Annotated in this window: 15 protein-coding genes; 9 read left to right on the top strand and 6 right to left on the bottom strand. The window is 65.9% G+C overall.

Going from position 1 to position 15012, the window contains the following annotated elements; translation table 11 throughout:
* Positions 1-34: 34 nt before the first annotated feature.
* The 3 genes from rpoD to AC1DEZ_RS05660 form a co-directional block, all read right to left on the bottom strand.
* A complete protein-coding gene (rpoD, locus tag AC1DEZ_RS05670; protein ID WP_476778971.1) occupies positions 35-2047 on the bottom strand; it encodes an RNA polymerase sigma factor RpoD in 2013 nt (670 codons plus the stop codon).
* Positions 2048-2245: 198 nt separating this feature from the next.
* Entirely contained in the window at positions 2246-4135 is a 1890-nt protein-coding gene (dnaG, locus tag AC1DEZ_RS05665) for a DNA primase (RefSeq protein WP_476778970.1), read from the bottom strand.
* A 219-nt stretch (positions 4136-4354) separates the two neighbouring features.
* The gene (locus tag AC1DEZ_RS05660; protein WP_476778969.1) at positions 4355-4816 is read right to left on the bottom strand and encodes a GatB/YqeY domain-containing protein; all 462 of its coding nucleotides are present in this window, start codon (positions 4814-4816) and stop codon (positions 4355-4357) included.
* 155 nt (positions 4817-4971) lie between these two features.
* Here AC1DEZ_RS05660 and carA point away from each other — a divergent pair, with 155 nt between their 5' ends.
* The 4 genes from carA (at position 4972) to AC1DEZ_RS05640 (ending at position 8003) form a co-directional block, all read left to right on the top strand.
* Positions 4972-6180 carry a glutamine-hydrolyzing carbamoyl-phosphate synthase small subunit gene (gene carA, locus AC1DEZ_RS05655; RefSeq protein ID WP_476778968.1) on the top strand — a complete coding sequence of 403 codons (1209 nt, stop codon included), beginning with the start codon at positions 4972-4974 and terminating at the stop codon, positions 6178-6180.
* A 27-nt stretch (positions 6181-6207) separates the two neighbouring features.
* Positions 6208-6537, top strand: coding sequence for an NIPSNAP family protein (locus tag AC1DEZ_RS05650; RefSeq protein WP_476778967.1), 330 nt, complete (start codon positions 6208-6210; stop codon positions 6535-6537).
* 171 nt (positions 6538-6708) lie between these two features.
* The gene (locus AC1DEZ_RS05645) at positions 6709-7527 is read left to right on the top strand and encodes a prephenate dehydrogenase/arogenate dehydrogenase family protein (protein ID WP_476778966.1); all 819 of its coding nucleotides are present in this window, start codon (positions 6709-6711) and stop codon (positions 7525-7527) included.
* 50 nt (positions 7528-7577) lie between these two features.
* Positions 7578-8003, top strand: a complete 426-nt coding sequence (locus AC1DEZ_RS05640; protein ID WP_476778965.1) for a group III truncated hemoglobin — start codon at positions 7578-7580, stop codon at positions 8001-8003.
* 105 nt (positions 8004-8108) lie between these two features.
* On the opposite strand, the gene AC1DEZ_RS05635 is transcribed toward AC1DEZ_RS05640, so the two are convergent.
* Positions 8109-9041, bottom strand: a complete 933-nt coding sequence (locus AC1DEZ_RS05635; RefSeq protein ID WP_441512119.1) for a LysR family transcriptional regulator — start codon at positions 9039-9041, stop codon at positions 8109-8111.
* A 91-nt stretch (positions 9042-9132) separates the two neighbouring features.
* Between AC1DEZ_RS05635 and AC1DEZ_RS05630 the strand changes: the two genes are divergently transcribed.
* The gene (locus AC1DEZ_RS05630) at positions 9133-10041 is read left to right on the top strand and encodes a DMT family transporter (protein ID WP_441512118.1); all 909 of its coding nucleotides are present in this window, start codon (positions 9133-9135) and stop codon (positions 10039-10041) included.
* Between the two features lies 1 nt (position 10042).
* Here the strand turns inward: AC1DEZ_RS05630 and AC1DEZ_RS05625 are convergent, their stop codons facing one another.
* Positions 10043-11302, bottom strand: a complete 1260-nt coding sequence (locus AC1DEZ_RS05625; protein WP_476778964.1) for a class I SAM-dependent methyltransferase — start codon at positions 11300-11302, stop codon at positions 10043-10045.
* A 150-nt stretch (positions 11303-11452) separates the two neighbouring features.
* On the opposite strand from AC1DEZ_RS05625, the gene AC1DEZ_RS05620 reads away from it, so the two are divergent.
* The 4 genes from AC1DEZ_RS05620 to AC1DEZ_RS05605 all read left to right on the top strand — a co-directional run bounded on the left by AC1DEZ_RS05620 (position 11453) and on the right by AC1DEZ_RS05605 (position 14516).
* The gene (locus tag AC1DEZ_RS05620) at positions 11453-12145 is read left to right on the top strand and encodes a class I SAM-dependent methyltransferase (protein WP_476778963.1); all 693 of its coding nucleotides are present in this window, start codon (positions 11453-11455) and stop codon (positions 12143-12145) included.
* A gap of 136 nt (positions 12146-12281) precedes the next feature.
* Positions 12282-13076, top strand: coding sequence for a hypothetical protein (locus AC1DEZ_RS05615; RefSeq protein ID WP_476778962.1), 795 nt, complete (start codon positions 12282-12284; stop codon positions 13074-13076).
* Between the two features lie 4 nt (positions 13077-13080).
* Positions 13081-13551 (top strand): hypothetical protein, encoded by a 471-nt coding sequence (locus tag AC1DEZ_RS05610; protein WP_476778961.1) that lies wholly within the window; start codon positions 13081-13083, stop codon positions 13549-13551.
* A 128-nt stretch (positions 13552-13679) separates the two neighbouring features.
* On the top strand, positions 13680-14516 hold the full coding sequence (locus AC1DEZ_RS05605) for a peptidoglycan-binding domain-containing protein (protein WP_476778960.1): 837 nt from the start codon (positions 13680-13682) through the stop codon (positions 14514-14516).
* 31 nt (positions 14517-14547) lie between these two features.
* Here AC1DEZ_RS05605 and AC1DEZ_RS05600 read toward each other — a convergent pair whose 3' ends face one another.
* Positions 14548-14952 (bottom strand): GtrA family protein, encoded by a 405-nt coding sequence (locus tag AC1DEZ_RS05600; protein ID WP_476778959.1) that lies wholly within the window; start codon positions 14950-14952, stop codon positions 14548-14550.
* Positions 14953-15012 lie beyond the last annotated feature (60 nt).

Below are 15012 nucleotides of genomic sequence, written 5' to 3'. Positions count from 1 at the left end.
TCAAGTCGTTGAAAGCGCTAGGCTCCCGACGCTTTTAGTTATCAAGGAAGCTCCGGAGCTTCCGGCTCCGGCTCGGATGCTTCAGCTTCCGGAGCGCCTTCGCCTCGATCTGGCGGATGCGCTCGCGGGTGACGCTGAACTGCTGGCCGACCTCTTCCAGCGTGTGGTCGGTGTTCATGCCGATGCCGAAGCGCATGCGCAGCACGCGCTCCTCGCGCGGGGTGAGCGAGGCGAGCACGCGCGTCGTCGTCTCGCGCAGATTGCTCTGGATCGCCGCGTCGATCGGCAGGATCGCGTTCTTGTCCTCGATGAAGTCGCCGAGATGCGAATCCTCCTCGTCGCCGATCGGCGTCTCCAGGGAAATCGGCTCCTTGGCGATCTTCAGGACCTTGCGCACCTTTTCSAGCGGCATGGCCAGCTTCTCGGCCAGCTCCTCCGGCGTCGGCTCGCGGCCGATCTCGTGCAGCATCTGGCGCGAGGTCCGCACGATCTTGTTGATCGTCTCGATCATGTGGACGGGGATGCGGATCGTGCGGGCCTGGTCGGCGATCGAGCGGGTGATCGCCTGCCGGATCCACCACGTCGCATAGGTCGAGAACTTGTAGCCGCGACGGTACTCGAACTTGTCGACCGCCTTCATCAGGCCGATATTGCCTTCCTGGATCAGGTCGAGGAACTGCAGGCCGCGGTTCGTGTACTTTTTGGCGATCGAGATCACGAGACGCAGATTCGCCTCGATCATCTCCTTCTTCGCCTGCCGGGCCTCGCGCTCGCCCTTCTGGACCATCAGCACGATCTTGCGGAATTCCTGGATTTCCAGGCCGGTCTCGGAGGCGAGCGTGTGCACCTCCTCGCGCAGTTGCTTGATCCGCTCCAACTCCGACCCGACGAATTCCTTCCAGCCGCGCGAGCCCAGCTTGGAAACGCGCAGCACCCATTTCGGGTCGAGCTCGCCGCCGACATGCTGCTTGAGGAAGTCCTCGCGGCCGACGCCATAGCTCTCGGCGAGGCGCAGCAGGCGCGTCTCATGGCCGATCAGGCGCTTGTTGATGTCGTAGAGCTGCTCGACCAGCGCCTCGATGCGGTTGTTGTTGAGCGAGAGCGACTTCACCGCGGTGATGATGTCGTCCTTGAGCTTCTTGTATTTGCGGTCCTGCGACGGCGAGAGCTTGGTGTTCTCCAGCCGGTTGGCGATGTCCTGGTCCTGCAGGCGSCGCAGCTTCTTGTAGTYGTCGGCGATGGCGTTGAACGTCTCGAGCACGCGCGGCTTGATCTCGGCTTCCATGGCCGAAAGCGACACGTTGTTCTCGATGTCGTCGTCGTCCATTTCGGGCGGAGCTTCGCCCTCGGCGGCCTCGGCCTGCTCGCCTTCCTCGCCCTCCTCCTCGCCGGAGACGGCCGGGTTCTTGCCGTCCGGGCCGGCATAGGTCGCTTCGAGATCGATGATGTCGCGCAGCAGCACCTTGCCGTCGACGAGCTCGTCGCGCCAGATGATGATGGCCTGGAAGGTCAGCGGGCTCTCGCAGAGCCCGGCGATCATCGCCTCGCGGCCGGCCTCGATGCGCTTGGCGATGGCGATCTCGCCCTCGCGGGAGAGAAGCTCCACCGAGCCCATCTCGCGCAGATACATGCGCACCGGATCGTCGGTGCGCTCGGTCGGCTCGAGATTGCGCTTGGTTTCGGCCGGAAGCGCCGGGCGCGAGGCATCGACCAGATCGCCGCCCTCGGCCTCGTCGTCGTCGCTGCCGGCGGCATCCTTGCGGTTGGCGCGTTCCTCGCCGGCCGCTTCCGGATCCTCGTTGTCGACGACGTTGATGCCCTGCTCGCTGAGCTGGCCGAGCACGTCCTCGATCTGCTCGGAAGAGAACTCCTCCGAGGGCAGCACTTCGTTCAGTTCGTCATAGGTGACATAGCCGCGCTTCTTCGCGAGCTTGATCATGCGCCTTACGGCCTGATCGGTCAGATCGAGCAACGGGCCGTCGGTAGTCGGGGGGGCGTCGGGCGCGACCTGATCGGTCTTTTCCCGTTCGCTCGCTTTCGTCGCCATCAATCAGCGCTCCGCATTCGCGCGCCGGCGATGACAAAAGCTGTCATGTACCGACGCATAAAAGGGCGGCGCGACCGCAGGCCCGGCGCGCTCACCCACCCAAATCCATTCGCAGATGGCACCAGACGTCGTTGACGAATCGTGAACCACCCCGCAGCCCCGCGCGCATCGAACCTGCGTCCACCATTCGCTGGGCTATCAATCTCCGGACATGGCCTCGGTGCCTTCGATTGTCTCGAGGCGGGCCTTCACGTCCTTGATCCAGGCGAAATTGGCTTCGGTCGCGTCGTCAGCCAATGCGCGCTCGGCTGCTCTCAACTCGCTATTTAGCGTTCGCGCGCGATGATGCAAGACGATGGCCTGATGAATCGAGTCAAAAACCGATTCAGGATCAGCATCTTGTGCCAGTTTGCGCCTCTCTGCGGGGCCGGTGACAGCCATGAGTTGATTGCGGGCCTCCCGCACACGCGGCTGTACCAGCCGATTCGCCAGGATCTCCAGGTCGAGCTTGTCGTCCACCGCATCGAGCAGCGCCTGACGGAAGCGTTCGGCGGCCGGACCGTCGAGCGACAGCTCGGCAATTTCGTCGGCGCAGCGCAGGATGAGATCGGGATGGCTCGCCAGCGCGAGCAGGATGAAGGCCTCGCGCTGGTCCTCGCCGCGCAGCTTCGCCATCATCCGCGACTGGGTCACCGCGCTCGAGGCCTTGAGCGGACCGGCAAGCCAAGGCGGCACCTGCCGGCCGAAGCCGCCGCGCCCTGCGCCCTTACCGCGTTGAAAATTTGCCCCACCGCCGCGTTCCGGCCGGGCCGGGGCGGCGCTGGCGAAGAGCTGCGCCAGCCGCTCATCCATCTCGCGGCGATAATGCTTGCGCGTGGTCTCGTCGCGAATCTGCCCCAGCGGCTCCTTCAGCCGGCGCTCGAATGCGGCTCGGCGCTCCGGCGTGTCGAGCGGCCCGGCCTCGACCTCGCGTTGCCAGAGCATGTCGACCAGCGGACGCGCCGCCGCAACCACCTCCGCAATCGCCTGCCGCCCGCCCGAGCGGGCGAGATCATCGGGGTCCTGCCCGTCCGGCAGCAGCGCGAAGGAGAGCGACTTGCCCGGTTCGAGCATCGGCAACGCCAGATCGATGGCGCGGCTCGCCGCCTTGCGCCCGGCCTTGTCACCGTCGAGGCAGATCACCGGCTCGTCGGCCATGCGCCAGAGCAACCCGAGTTGGTCCTCGGTCAGCGCCGTGCCGAGCGGCGCCACCGTCTGCGGGAACCCCGAAAGCGACATGGCGATGACGTCGACATAGCCCTCGACCACGATCACCTGCCCGGTGTCGTGGGCGGCCTTGCGGGCATTGTGGTGGTTGAACAGGAGATGGCCCTTGTGGAAGAGCGGCGTCTCCGGCGAGTTCAGATATTTCGCCGCAACCTCCGAACTCATCGCCCGGCCGCCGAAGGCGACGACGCGCCCGCGCACATCGTGGATCGGAAACATCACACGGTCGCGGAAGCGGTCATAGGGCACGGCGATCTCCTCGCCATGCACGAGCAGCCCCGCCTCCATCATCAGCTCGGCCGGCACGCCCTTGCCGGCAAGATGGTCCCGCAGTGCGAAGCGGTCGACCGGGCCGTAGCCGAGGCGAAAGCGCGTACGCGCCTCGCCGTCGAGGCCGCGCGTCGCGAGATAGCGCCGAGCCGAGCCGCCGCGATCGCCCATGAGCTCGGCCTCGAAGAACTGCGCCGCGAGCTCCACGACCTCGTGCAGCCCCTTGCGCTTCTCTTCCTGGACCTGCGCCTCGTGCGTGATCTTTGGCAGGATGACGCCGGCTTCCGCGGCGAGCTTCTCGACGGCTTCCGGGAAGGAGAGCCCCTCGGTCTCCATCACGAACTTGAAGATGTCGCCGTTCTTGCCGGAGGAGAAATCGAAGAACGACGCCTTCTGGTCGTTGACGAAGAAGGATGGCGTCTTCTCGGCATTGAAGGGGGAAAGCCCCTTCCATTCGCGCCCGGCCTTCTGGAGGCGCACGCGTTTGCCCACGACCGCCGAAACCGGCAGCCGCGCCTTGATCTCCTCAAGGACGGAGGGCGGGAATTTCATGGTTCCTGATGTGGCCTCTGCGTGGCGGAAAGCCAACCTCGAACATGGCTTCGACCGAGCTTGTCGGGAATATCCACAAGGGGGGGCGTCCAAGCAGGCTCGTCATTCTCGGGCGAAGCACAGCTTCGACCCGAGAATCTCATCACCAGAGGGCGCTAGTTTCCGAGATGCTCGGGTCAAGCCCGAGCATGACGGCCTGAGCTTTTCGGCCGCGCCGGCTCAGCCGCCGAGCGCAGCCTTCACCATCGGGCTGACCTTGCCGAAATCCATCTGGCCGGCATAGGCCGCGCGCAAGGCGGCGATGACCTTGCCCATGTCCTTGACGGCGGTCGCGGAGGTCTCGGCGATGGCCTTGTCGATCGCGGCCTTCACCTCCTCGTCCGACATCTGCTTGGGCAGATAGGAGGTGATCACGGCGACCTCGGCGCGCTCGCCATCGGCCAGCTCGGGGCGGTTGTTGGCGTCGTAGATCGCGATCGATTCCTGGCGCTGCTTGATCATCTTCTGGAGGACGCCGAGGATTTCGTCGGCCGTGGCCTCGCCCTTGCCGGCGCCGCGCGCCTCGATGTCCTTTTCCTTCAGCGCCGCCTGGATCAGACGGATCGCGCCGACCCTGCCCTTCTCGCCGGCCTTCATCGCTTCCTTGAGGTCGCCGGTGAAGCGCTCGCGCAAGCTCGTCATCTCGTTGTTCCTTTTTCTCTTGTGCGGCCTGCGCCCGCCTTGATTGACGGGCAGCGCCCGGCTCTTTATGGCTCGCGTTCCAGATCGGCGGAGCGGATTTCTGCAGCCCCGCCTCCGCATTCTGCCGCTGGCGCGGCCTGGACCGAGACATAGACATGACCGCCTCCGAAGGAAACCCCGCCGATAGCGGCTGGATCGAACCGCGCACGACCGCGCTCCTCGTGCTCGCCGACGGCACGGTGCTGGAAGGCTTCGGCCTCGGCGCCGTGGGCGAGGCGCCGGGCGAGGTCTGCTTCAACACGGCGATGACCGGCTATCAGGAAATCCTGACCGACCCGTCCTATGCCGGACAGATCATCACCTTCACCTTCCCGCATGTCGGCAATGTCGGCGTGAACGAGGAGGATACCGAGACGGTGAACGCCGCCGCCTCTTCCGGTGTGCGCGGCTGCGTGCTGCACGCAGCCATCACCGAACCATCGAGCTGGCGCGCTAACCGCCATTTCGACGCCTGGCTCAAGGCCCGCAACATCGTCGGCATCTGCGGTATCGACACCCGCGCCCTCACCGCGCTGATCCGCGACAACGGCATGCCCAACGCCATCCTCGCCCACAGCCCGGATGGCGTCTTCGACATCGACCGGCTGAAGAAGCAGGCGGCGGAGCTGCCCTCCATGGCCGGCCTCGACCTCGTCCCGCTCGTCACCGCCGCCCAGCGCTATGACTGGGACGAGACGCCCTGGGTCTGGCCGGCCGGCTATGGCAAGCGCGAAACCAGCGACTTCAAGGTCGTCGCCATCGACTACGGCGTGAAGCGCAACATCCTGCGCCTGCTCGCGAAGGCTGGCTGCGACGTCACCGTGGTGCCCTCGACCGCGACGGCCGAGGACATCCTGGCGCTGAATCCCGATGGCATCTTCCTCTCGAACGGCCCTGGCGACCCGGCTGCGACCGGCGAATACGCCGTGCCGGTGATCAGGCAGCTGCTCGACCGGAAGATCCCGACCTTCGGCATCTGCCTCGGCCACCAGATGATGGCGCTCGCCATCGGCGGCCAGACGATGAAGATGAAGCAGGGCCATCACGGCGCCAACCACCCGGTGCAGGACAAGACCACCGGCAAGGTCGAGATCGTCTCGATGAACCATGGCTTCGCCGTCGATCCGGCGAGCCTGCCGGCCAATGCGGTCGAGACCCATGTTTCTCTCTTCGACGGCTCGAACAGCGGCATCGCGCTGACCGACCGCCCGGCCTTCAGCGTCCAGCACCACCCGGAGGCCTCGCCGGGCCCCCAGGACAGCCACTATCTCTTCAACCGTTTCGTGGAATTGATGGTGGCGGAAAAGGGCAAGAAGGCGGCCTGACGGCAGCCACGACGAGAGGAGGCAGGCATGATCCACCAGTTGCGCATCTACGAGATCTTCGAGCGCAACAAGGCGGCTTTCCATGCCCGCTTCCGCGACCATGCCGCTCGCATCATGGCGCGCCACGGCTTCRGGATCGTGGCGATGTGGGAGACGGCGAGCGCCGGGCGCACCGAGTTCGCCTATATCCTCGCCTGGCCGGACGCAGAGACGAAGGCGAAGGCCTGGGCGAGCTTCATGGCCGATCCGGAATGGAGCGAGATCAAGCGCACCACCAAGATCGAGCATGGCGACATGGTCGGCGCGATCGAGGACCGCACGCTGACGCCGACCGCCTATTCGCCTGCGCTCGATTGACAGCGCCGCCGCCCCGCGCTTTAAGCGGCTCATGATCAGCCTGCTCGCCTTCCTTCACGGCTATTACGCCCCGTCCTCATAGAGGCGGTGGCATTCCCATGTTCAACCGCCGCGCTGGCGGTTGAATTCAGGCAGATCACCCGGCATCGCGGCTCCCACCGGACCAGAGCGATGTCTTCCAAAATCAGAACCATCTCCACCATCGGCATCATGGGCTTCGGCGCCTTCGGCCGGCTGATGGCCCGCGATCTCCAGCCGCATTTCGCGCTATGTGTATGCGACCCCGCGCAACCGCCCGAACCGGACCTATCAGGCAAGGGGCTCCTGCCGGCCAGCCCCGCTGAGGTAGCCGCTTGCGACCTCGTGATCCTGGCCGTGCCAGTCCCGGCGATCCCAGAAGCGCTCTCGGTGCTGCGCCCCCATCTCAAGGCCGGCGCCGTCGTGCTCGATGTCGGCTCGGTCAAGATCGGCCCGGCCAGCGCCATGCAGGCGGCGCTGCCCGATGATGTCGAGATCATCGGGACGCATCCGCTTTTCGGCCCGCAGAGCGCCCGCAATGGGCTCGCCGGGCTCAGGATCGCGCTCTGTCCTATCAGGGGCGGCAGCGCGCCGCGCATCGCCGCCTTCCTGCGCCGCGTCCTCAAGCTCAAAGTCATCATGACGACCGCCGATGCCCATGATCGCGAGGTTGCGATGGTGCAGGGCCTCACCCATCTGATCGCCAAGATCCTGGTCCGCATGGAACCGCTGCCCCGGACGATGACGACGGCGAGCTTCGACCTCCTGATGCAGGCGACCGAGATGGTCCGCTACGACGCACCCAACGTCTTCATGGCGATCGAGCGCGCAAACCCACATGCCAAGGCGGTGCGGGACCGCTTCTTCGCGCTCGCCGAGGAGATGCGGCTGTTCCTGGAGGATGGCCATGCCGAAGCAGCACAGCCGGCCGCCGACCTGCCTCACAAGGTCGCAGAGGTCGCGCAGGCCTAGCCTTTGCGATCCTTCCCTACGAGAATACCGGAAACACGAACGTTCCTGCGATGACCGACAATCCCCTGACCCACCCGGGCGCTGCCCATCCCGACCTGCGCGAGCCGATGATCGCGGAGCTCGTCCGCACCTTCTATGCGAGGGCGCGACAGGACAAGCTGATCGGCCCCGTCTTCGCAGCGGCCGTCGAGGACTGGGACGAGCATATCGCCAAGATCACTGATTTCTGGAGCGGCGTGATGCTGCGCAGCGGCCGCTACAACGGCCGCCCGATGCGCCCGCACCTGATCCTGCCGCTGAAAGGCGAGCATTTCGACCGCTGGCTCGACCTGTTCGAGATCACCGCGCACGAGGTCTGTCCGCCCGAGATCGCGCAGGCCTTCATCGTCCGGGCGCGGCGCATCGCCGACAGCTTCGAGATGGCGCGCGCCAGCCAGCGGGGCGAATTCGCGGCTCCGCGTCATAGCTTGCGCTGAATGCAGTCCGTCATTCTCGGGCTTGTCCCGAGAATCTCAGGCCGAAAGGGATTTCGGCACCTGCTAGTCACGAGATGTTCGGGTCGAGCATGACGCAGATACGGCTCAGGCCGCCCGCGCCTCGCGATTCAGGAACGCCTCGCTCTCGGCTGGCGCGGCACCTGCCTCGCGCGCGATCCGCTCAGCCAGCGCCGCAGCCGATGGGCGAAGCGCTCCCAGCGGCCGGTCGAGCCAATAGGAAACCGGGTTCAGTGCCTCGCGCGCATCGACCCTGACGATCCGTCCCACCGCCAGTTGCTCGCGCGCCAAAGGCGGCCGCGCCAGCGCGATGCCGAGGCCATGCGCGGCGGCATCGAGGACCAGATTGTAGTCCTCGAAGCGCCGATCCTGCGGGCGCGGACGGTAGTCCAGCCCCTGCGCCGCGAACCAGGCCTTCCAGCCGGCGGCGTCGGAATCATGGATCAGCGGCTGCGCCAGCAGGCGCTCCGGCGCCCCCTCCCCGATTGCGGCGGCGATCTTCGGCGAGGCGATCGGGAAGCACCATTCCTCGAACAGCTTCAGTGAGAGCCGGTCCGGCGCGCCGCCGCGCCCGCAACGAATGCCGAGATCGACGCCCTCCTCCTCGAAATCCACCTTGCGATGCTCGACCTGCAGCACGATCCGCAATGAGGGCGTCCCCGCCTCCAGCACAGCCAGCCTCGGCATCAGCCAGAGTGCACAGACCGAGGGCGGCGCGCTGACCCGCACCACCGAAGCACCTCGCGCCTCGCGCCAGCGTTCCGACGTATCGGCAATCAACGCGAAGGCCTCCTGCGTCCGCTGGAGCAGGCGCTGGCCCTCCGGCGTCAGCGAAACCCCGCGCGCCTGCCGCAGGAAGACGCGCAGGCCCAGCCAATGCTCGAGCTTCGCGATCTGCCGGCTGACAGCGCCATGCGTCAGGTTCAGGGCCTCGGCGGCGGCCGAGAAGCTGCCGGTGCGCGCCGCGGCCTCAAAGGCACGGAGGGTATCGAGCGGCGGCAGGTTTGAGCTGTGATCCATCCTCACAGCTCATGCGCGAATTGATCGTTTGTCAATCAGCTCGCCGAGGCGTCTATCGGGAACAACCTTTCGTCACCGATGGATTGACGCCATGTCCTCCTCAAGCTGCGCCACTCCCGCGCTGACCTCTTCGGGTTCCCAGCGCCTCGACCCCACGCTGCTCTTCACCGTCACCTTCACGGTGATGGCCTGGGCCTCCTCCTTCCCGGCGATCCGCGCCGGGCTCGCCGGCTTCGGCCCTGCAGAGATGGCAGCGCTACGCTTCGCGCTTGCCGGCGTTCCCGCCGCGCTTTTCCTCGTCGCGACCCGGGCGAAGCTGCCTGAACGCGCCGACATCTGGCGCTTCCTCGTCGGCGGCGTGATCTTCATCGCGGGCTATGCCCTGCTGCTCAATTTCGGCCAGCGCGTCGTGCCGGCAGGTCCCGCCGCCTTCATCATCAACACCAACCCCATCATGACGGCCGTGCTCGCCATGATGATCCTCAGCGAGCGCTTCAGCCTGACCGCCTGGCTCGGCACGGCACTCTCCTTCGCCGGCATAGGCGTCATCGCGCTCGGCAAGGGGCTCGATGTCGAGATCGGCATGAGCGTGCTCTTGATCCTCGGCGCCGCCTTCTGCAACGCCATCACCACGGTCGTGCAGAAACCGCTCTTCGCCCGCTACAAGCCGCTCCATGTCGCGGCCTGGAACATGGCGATCGGCGGCTTCGTGCTGCTGCCCTTCCTGCCTTCCGCAATCGCACAGGCGCAGGTCGCCCCGGCCGTCTCCTTTTGGTCGGTGGTCTATCTCGCCGCCGTGCCGAGCCTGATCGCCTACGGCACCTGGGCGATCACGCTCTCGCGCCTGCCGGCCGCTCGCGCCGCGAACTTCCAATACGCAGTCCCGCCGGTGGCGATGCTGATCGGCTTCCTCTGGCTCGGCGAGGTGCCGACGCTCTTCGGCCTGATCGGCGGCGCCATGGCGCTGGCCGGCGTGGTGGTGGTCAACCTGAAGCGCTGACCTAGAAGCCTTTCGCCGCGAGCGCCTTCTCGTCATCCGCAATGTAGTCGCGGATGATCGGGACGGCGCTCTTGTGCGGTCCGAGCAGCAGCTGGAACACCATGTCGCCGCCGATGTCGAAGGAGATCGAGCAGGCGCAGAGATAGAACTCCCACATCCGGGCGAAGCGCTCGCCCATCATGCCGACCACCTCCTCGCGCCTGGCCATGAAGCGCTCGCGCCAGGCTTCGAGCGTCCAGTGATAGTGGCGGCGCCAGAACTCGCAATCGGAGGACCAGAGCCCCGTCTGCTCGACGGCGGCGAACACCTCCGACAGTGCCGGCGCATAGCCACCGGGGAAGATGTATTTCTCGAAGAACGGCCCGGTGAAGCCGGGCGGCCCGGCGCGGCCTATGCAGTGGACGAGAGCGATCCCGTCCGGCGTCAGCAAATCCCGGATGCGCTCGAAATACTCGCCGTAATGCGCGACGCCGACATGCTCCATCATGCCGACCGAGACGATGCGGTCGAACGTTCCGGTGAGCTCGCGATAATCCTTGTTGATGAAGGTCACGGCATCGCCGACGCCGGCGGCGTCGGCGCGTTGCTGCGCCGCCGCCATCTGGTCGGGCGAGACGTTGAGGCCGGTCACCTTGGCGCCGCAGGCCTTGGCCAGATAGATCGCCAGTTCGCCCCAACCCGAGCCGATATCGAGCACGCGCATGCCCGGCTCGATCTTGAGCTTGGCGGCGATATGCCGGAGCTTGGCCTTCTGCGCGTTCTCCAGCCCCACCTCGGGACTGTGCCAATACGCGCAGGAATAGGTCATCGTTTCGTCGAGCCAGAGCCGGTAGAAATCGGTCGGGATGTCGTAGTGGTGCTTGACCTTCTTGCCGGCGAGGCCGAGCGGGTTGTGCATGCGCCAGCGCCGGATGCGGAAGCGCAYSTGCCGGATCGCCTTYTGCAGCGGRTGCTTSCGCAWTTCCTTGCGCTGCAGCCAGAACAGCGTCAGCAGGTCGTGGATCGTGCCTTCCTCGAAGTCGATCCGGCCATCCATGTAGCCTTCGGCCAGGGCGAGCTCGGGATTGAGGAAGAGTTCCCGCTCGATGCGGTCGTCATGGAAGCGAACCGTGACGGACGGCGCCATCTTGCGCACGCCGGCGAACAACATCTCGGCCGGACCGGGCCCGAAGGCATGGCGCTTCCCGTCCGGAGTGATGACAGTCAGGCGTCCCTGCCGGACGAACCCCTTGAGCAATCGCGGCAGCAGCAGCATCGGCATCCCCCTCCCGCGCGTCCCCGACTCGCGGACGCATTCACGACTTAAGCGGAAACGGACGCGTCCCGGAACCCCGGCTGTTGCGGAGCCACGCCGCTTGCGTCTAGTCATCGGATGACGGCCGCGAGCGGCCACCGAGGATCGACACTGCCCATGTCCTGGCGCGATTTCTGGAACGGCGAACATTCCATCTACGTCTCGCCGCGCCACAAGGCGCTGCATTACCGCGCCATCGCAAGCGACTTGATCGCGCATGTTCCCGCGCGTGACGCCGTCGTGCTCGACCATGGCTGCGGCGAGGCGCTCGACGCCGCGCGCGTCGCCTCCGCTTGCGGCCGACTCTACCTCTGCGAAGCTGCGTCCAGTGTGCGCGACAAACTGCGCGCCAAGTTCGGCCGCAAGGACAACATCGCGGTCGTCTCGCCCGAGGAGGTCGAGGCCCTGCCGGAGGCATCGCTCGACCTCGTCGTCGCGAATTCGCTGGTCCAGTATCTCTCCCGCGACGAGCTGAAGGCACTGCTCGAAACCTGGCGCGGCAAGCTCAAGCCCGGCGGAAAGCTGGTGATCGCCGATGTGATCCCGCCGAACGTCAGCCCGCTCACCGACGCATCGCAGCTCCTCGCCTTCGCCTGGCGCGGCGGCTTCCTGACGGCGGCGCTCGGTGGCCTCATCCGCACCGCCTTTTCAGACTACCGCAAGCTGCGCGCCCAATACGGGCTGTCGACCTATACGCCCGAGGCCATCTCGGCACTGATCGGCGAGGCCGGCTTCGTCGACCTGCAGCGGCCCGCGAATTTCGGCCACAATCCGCACCGGATGACGTTCAAGGCGATGAAGCCGGCCTGATCCGCAACACGGCGCATCCAACGGCTCGCCATGGCGACTAATACTAAAGTTCCGTAACTGTAATGCATCAGGCATCTTGATTTAACGACGCAAACATGGCTCTGAGCGCGGCTTGCCCCAAAGGCGTGAGAGCTCCGTGCAGGACCAGTTCAACTGTCCCTATTGCGATGCCACGCTCAATGCGGGGGTGCTGTCCTGCCGTTGCTGCGGACGTGACCTGACGCCCGTGCTTCCCTTGCTGCGCCGTCTCGGTGCGCTCGAAGAGCGGCTCGCCACCTTCGAGAAACGTGCAGAGGAGGACCGCGCCGCGCTGGCTGCAAGACCCGTTGCAGCCCTCGACCCCGCAGCATCGGAGCCGGCAGACGCGCCAGGGCCTGCAGCGCCGGTCGCCCACCCCGCCGCACGCCGCCGCTACTGGGTGCTGCCCTTCGGCCTGACTTTGCTGCTGCTGGCCTATTGCGCCGTCGTCCTTTGGCTCGACCTGCCGCTCTGGGCGCTGCGCCTCGCCTCGATCGGGATCCCCTTCTTGACCGGCATGCTCTATTTCGGGCTTCGCCCGCGGCTGCTCGCTTTCGATATCGGCATCGCCATAGGTTTCGCGATTTTTTCCGTCGCGACCATGAACGCGTTGCTGGGTTGGCACGACAATATACCGCTCCTTCCGCAAGGGCTGGCAGCCTGGCGCGAGACTTCGTTCTACGCGCTGAGCATCGGCGCCTCGATGTTCTCGGGGATGTTGATGCGCGTGACGCAGGCTGCGCTTGCCGCGCGGGGTCTCGTCTCGTTGCCGGAACTGCGAAAGGGGCTGCTGGCCGTGCATGGCAAGGTGCCGATGGAAACGCTGAAGACCATCGAAACCACCATCCTGATGGCCGGTACCATCATTTCTGCCATCGCCGGCCTCATCGCCGGAATTCTGGGAGTGAAATAGGACGATGATGAAGACTGTGCTCATCCCGCACATTCTGCGTGTTGTTCTCGCCACCGCTGCGATGTCGACGGCGTCGCACGCCGCCGAGCCGGTTCAGCTCATCACACGCGAGGAAGCGGGCTTGCCGACCACGGCCAAGGCGCCGGCCAGCACGCGCAACCTCACCCGCGGCCCCGGCATCGACACCTTGCCGACACCCGACAAGGGTGTCGATGGCAAGCCCTTCCGCCTGGCCGTTCGCTTCATGCCGAGCAATGGCGTACCCATCGATCCTGCGACCGTGCGCGTCTTCTATCGCCGCCAGCCCCCGGTCGACATCACCGAGCGGATCAAGCCCTTCATCACCCCGGCCGGGATCGACGCGCCTTCGGTCCTTGTCCCCAGCGGAAGCCACATCATCGAGATCGAGGCGACCGACAAGGAAGGCCGCATCGGCCGCCGCCAGCTCACGCTGACCGTCGCCCCGCAGCAGTAAGGCGGCGCGTAGGGGCCGGAATACACCGTGTGAGTCATCCAAATGGGTGACGCCACATGCAGCCCACGCGCCTTCAATCGACGATGCTGGGGAAGCGCCGTCGCGCCTCCGTCGCCGGCGGGGCTGCCATGTCGTCGAAGATTCTGAGGCCTGGCCAGTTGCTGTCGGCTGGCAGCCAAGGGCCTGAAGTCAAGCAGGTTCAGCGCCTTCTGAACCTGTTCCCTCCGACCAAGCTGGCAGCTCTCAAGCTCGACGGCATCTTCGGGGAGAAGACGCGCCGGCGCGTGCTCGAATTCCAGCAATCGGTAGATTTGCGGCCGGACGGGATCGTCGGCGCAGCCTCGGTCAATGCCCTCTGCGTGACGTTTCCGGAGTTCGAGGCACTCGGAGCCCACTACGGCACGGTGATTCAGGGGCCCCGTCGTATCGCCTATCAGCGCCAGCTCCACGCCACGGTCAACGGATTTCGCCCGGTCGCCGCCGTCCCGGGCGTCGTCGTGGTGGTCGGGCTCGTCATCGCGATCATCATCGTCTTCTACATCGCGATGCTGAACCTTCTGCCCGCGCATCAGAAGGCGCATCGCGAATTCGCGAAGTTCATCGAAAAGAAGATCGACGAGCTGCGCGAGGCGATGAACCTGCCGGGCCCCGTGCAGGTGATGGAACGCGCCATCGAGAACATCCGCGAGACGACCAAGGAGTTCATCGAGCGGCTGAAGCAGAGCCGGCTGAACTGTGACCAGTCGCCCGAGGCCCTGACGCGATGTGCCAAGCAGAGCATGGCGGTCGCCGTTGCCACGCAGAACCTGCTTCACAAGCTCGGCGAGCTCACCTTCATCGGCACGCGAGGTTTCAAGCTCGACGATCTGGTCGCCGGCATCCTGGCCTCCTGCGCAGCGCTGGTGAAAGCCTATTCCGAGCTCGGCAAATGCCTGAACTGCAAGGACATCTCATTCCTGGACTGAGTTCGGGCTGCGTCAGGACGCCCCCTCGTCGCTAGCTGGCCCGATCGGCGAAGCTGAAGAATTTGTGGCCGAGGAACGAGAACACCATCACCACGCCGGTGGTGACGATCTGCATCGGCAGATAGGGCAAGCCGGCCCGCGTCACGAAGACATGCATCAGGATGCCAGTCAGCACGAAGCCGCCGGCCGCGATCAGGGCGAAGCGCCAACCCGCCTGCGCATGGCTGCGCGTGGCGTCGAAGGTCATCCAGCGGTTCAGCGTGTAGGACACCAGCGCTCCGACGACGAAGCCGGCGAGCGTCGCGGGAACGGGGTCTATGCGGCCGAGTTCGACAAGCCCGATCAGCACGCCGTAATGCGCGACCGCCGTCAGCCCTCCGGCGACGACATAGGCCATGAGCTGTCGGAACTGGCGCGGATAGCGGCGAAACGGCATCCGCGCTTCCTAGAGCATTTTCGCGCGAAGTGGACACCGGTTCGCGTGAAGAAAATGCGA

Source organism: Allobosea sp. 10L422 (assembly GCF_056395345.1).
This window is presented reverse-complemented; position numbering and strand designations above follow the sequence as displayed.

Coding starts and splice junctions, on each gene's coding strand:
- dnaG (WP_476778970.1), bottom strand. CDS start 4,135: ATGAAATTCCCGCCCTCCGTCCTTGAGGAGATCAAGGCGCGGCTGCCG.
- AC1DEZ_RS05660 (WP_476778969.1), bottom strand. CDS start 4,816: ATGACGAGCTTGCGCGAGCGCTTCACCGGCGACCTCAAGGAAGCGATG.
- carA (WP_476778968.1), top strand. CDS start 4,972: ATGACCGCCTCCGAAGGAAACCCCGCCGATAGCGGCTGGATCGAACCG.
- AC1DEZ_RS05645 (WP_476778966.1), top strand. CDS start 6,709: ATGTCTTCCAAAATCAGAACCATCTCCACCATCGGCATCATGGGCTTC.
- AC1DEZ_RS05640 (WP_476778965.1), top strand. CDS start 7,578: ATGACCGACAATCCCCTGACCCACCCGGGCGCTGCCCATCCCGACCTG.
- AC1DEZ_RS05635 (WP_441512119.1), bottom strand. CDS start 9,041: ATGGATCACAGCTCAAACCTGCCGCCGCTCGATACCCTCCGTGCCTTT.
- AC1DEZ_RS05630 (WP_441512118.1), top strand. CDS start 9,133: ATGTCCTCCTCAAGCTGCGCCACTCCCGCGCTGACCTCTTCGGGTTCC.
- AC1DEZ_RS05620 (WP_476778963.1), top strand. CDS start 11,453: ATGTCCTGGCGCGATTTCTGGAACGGCGAACATTCCATCTACGTCTCG.
- AC1DEZ_RS05610 (WP_476778961.1), top strand. CDS start 13,081: ATGATGAAGACTGTGCTCATCCCGCACATTCTGCGTGTTGTTCTCGCC.
- AC1DEZ_RS05605 (WP_476778960.1), top strand. CDS start 13,680: ATGTCGTCGAAGATTCTGAGGCCTGGCCAGTTGCTGTCGGCTGGCAGC.
- AC1DEZ_RS05600 (WP_476778959.1), bottom strand. CDS start 14,952: ATGCCGTTTCGCCGCTATCCGCGCCAGTTCCGACAGCTCATGGCCTAT.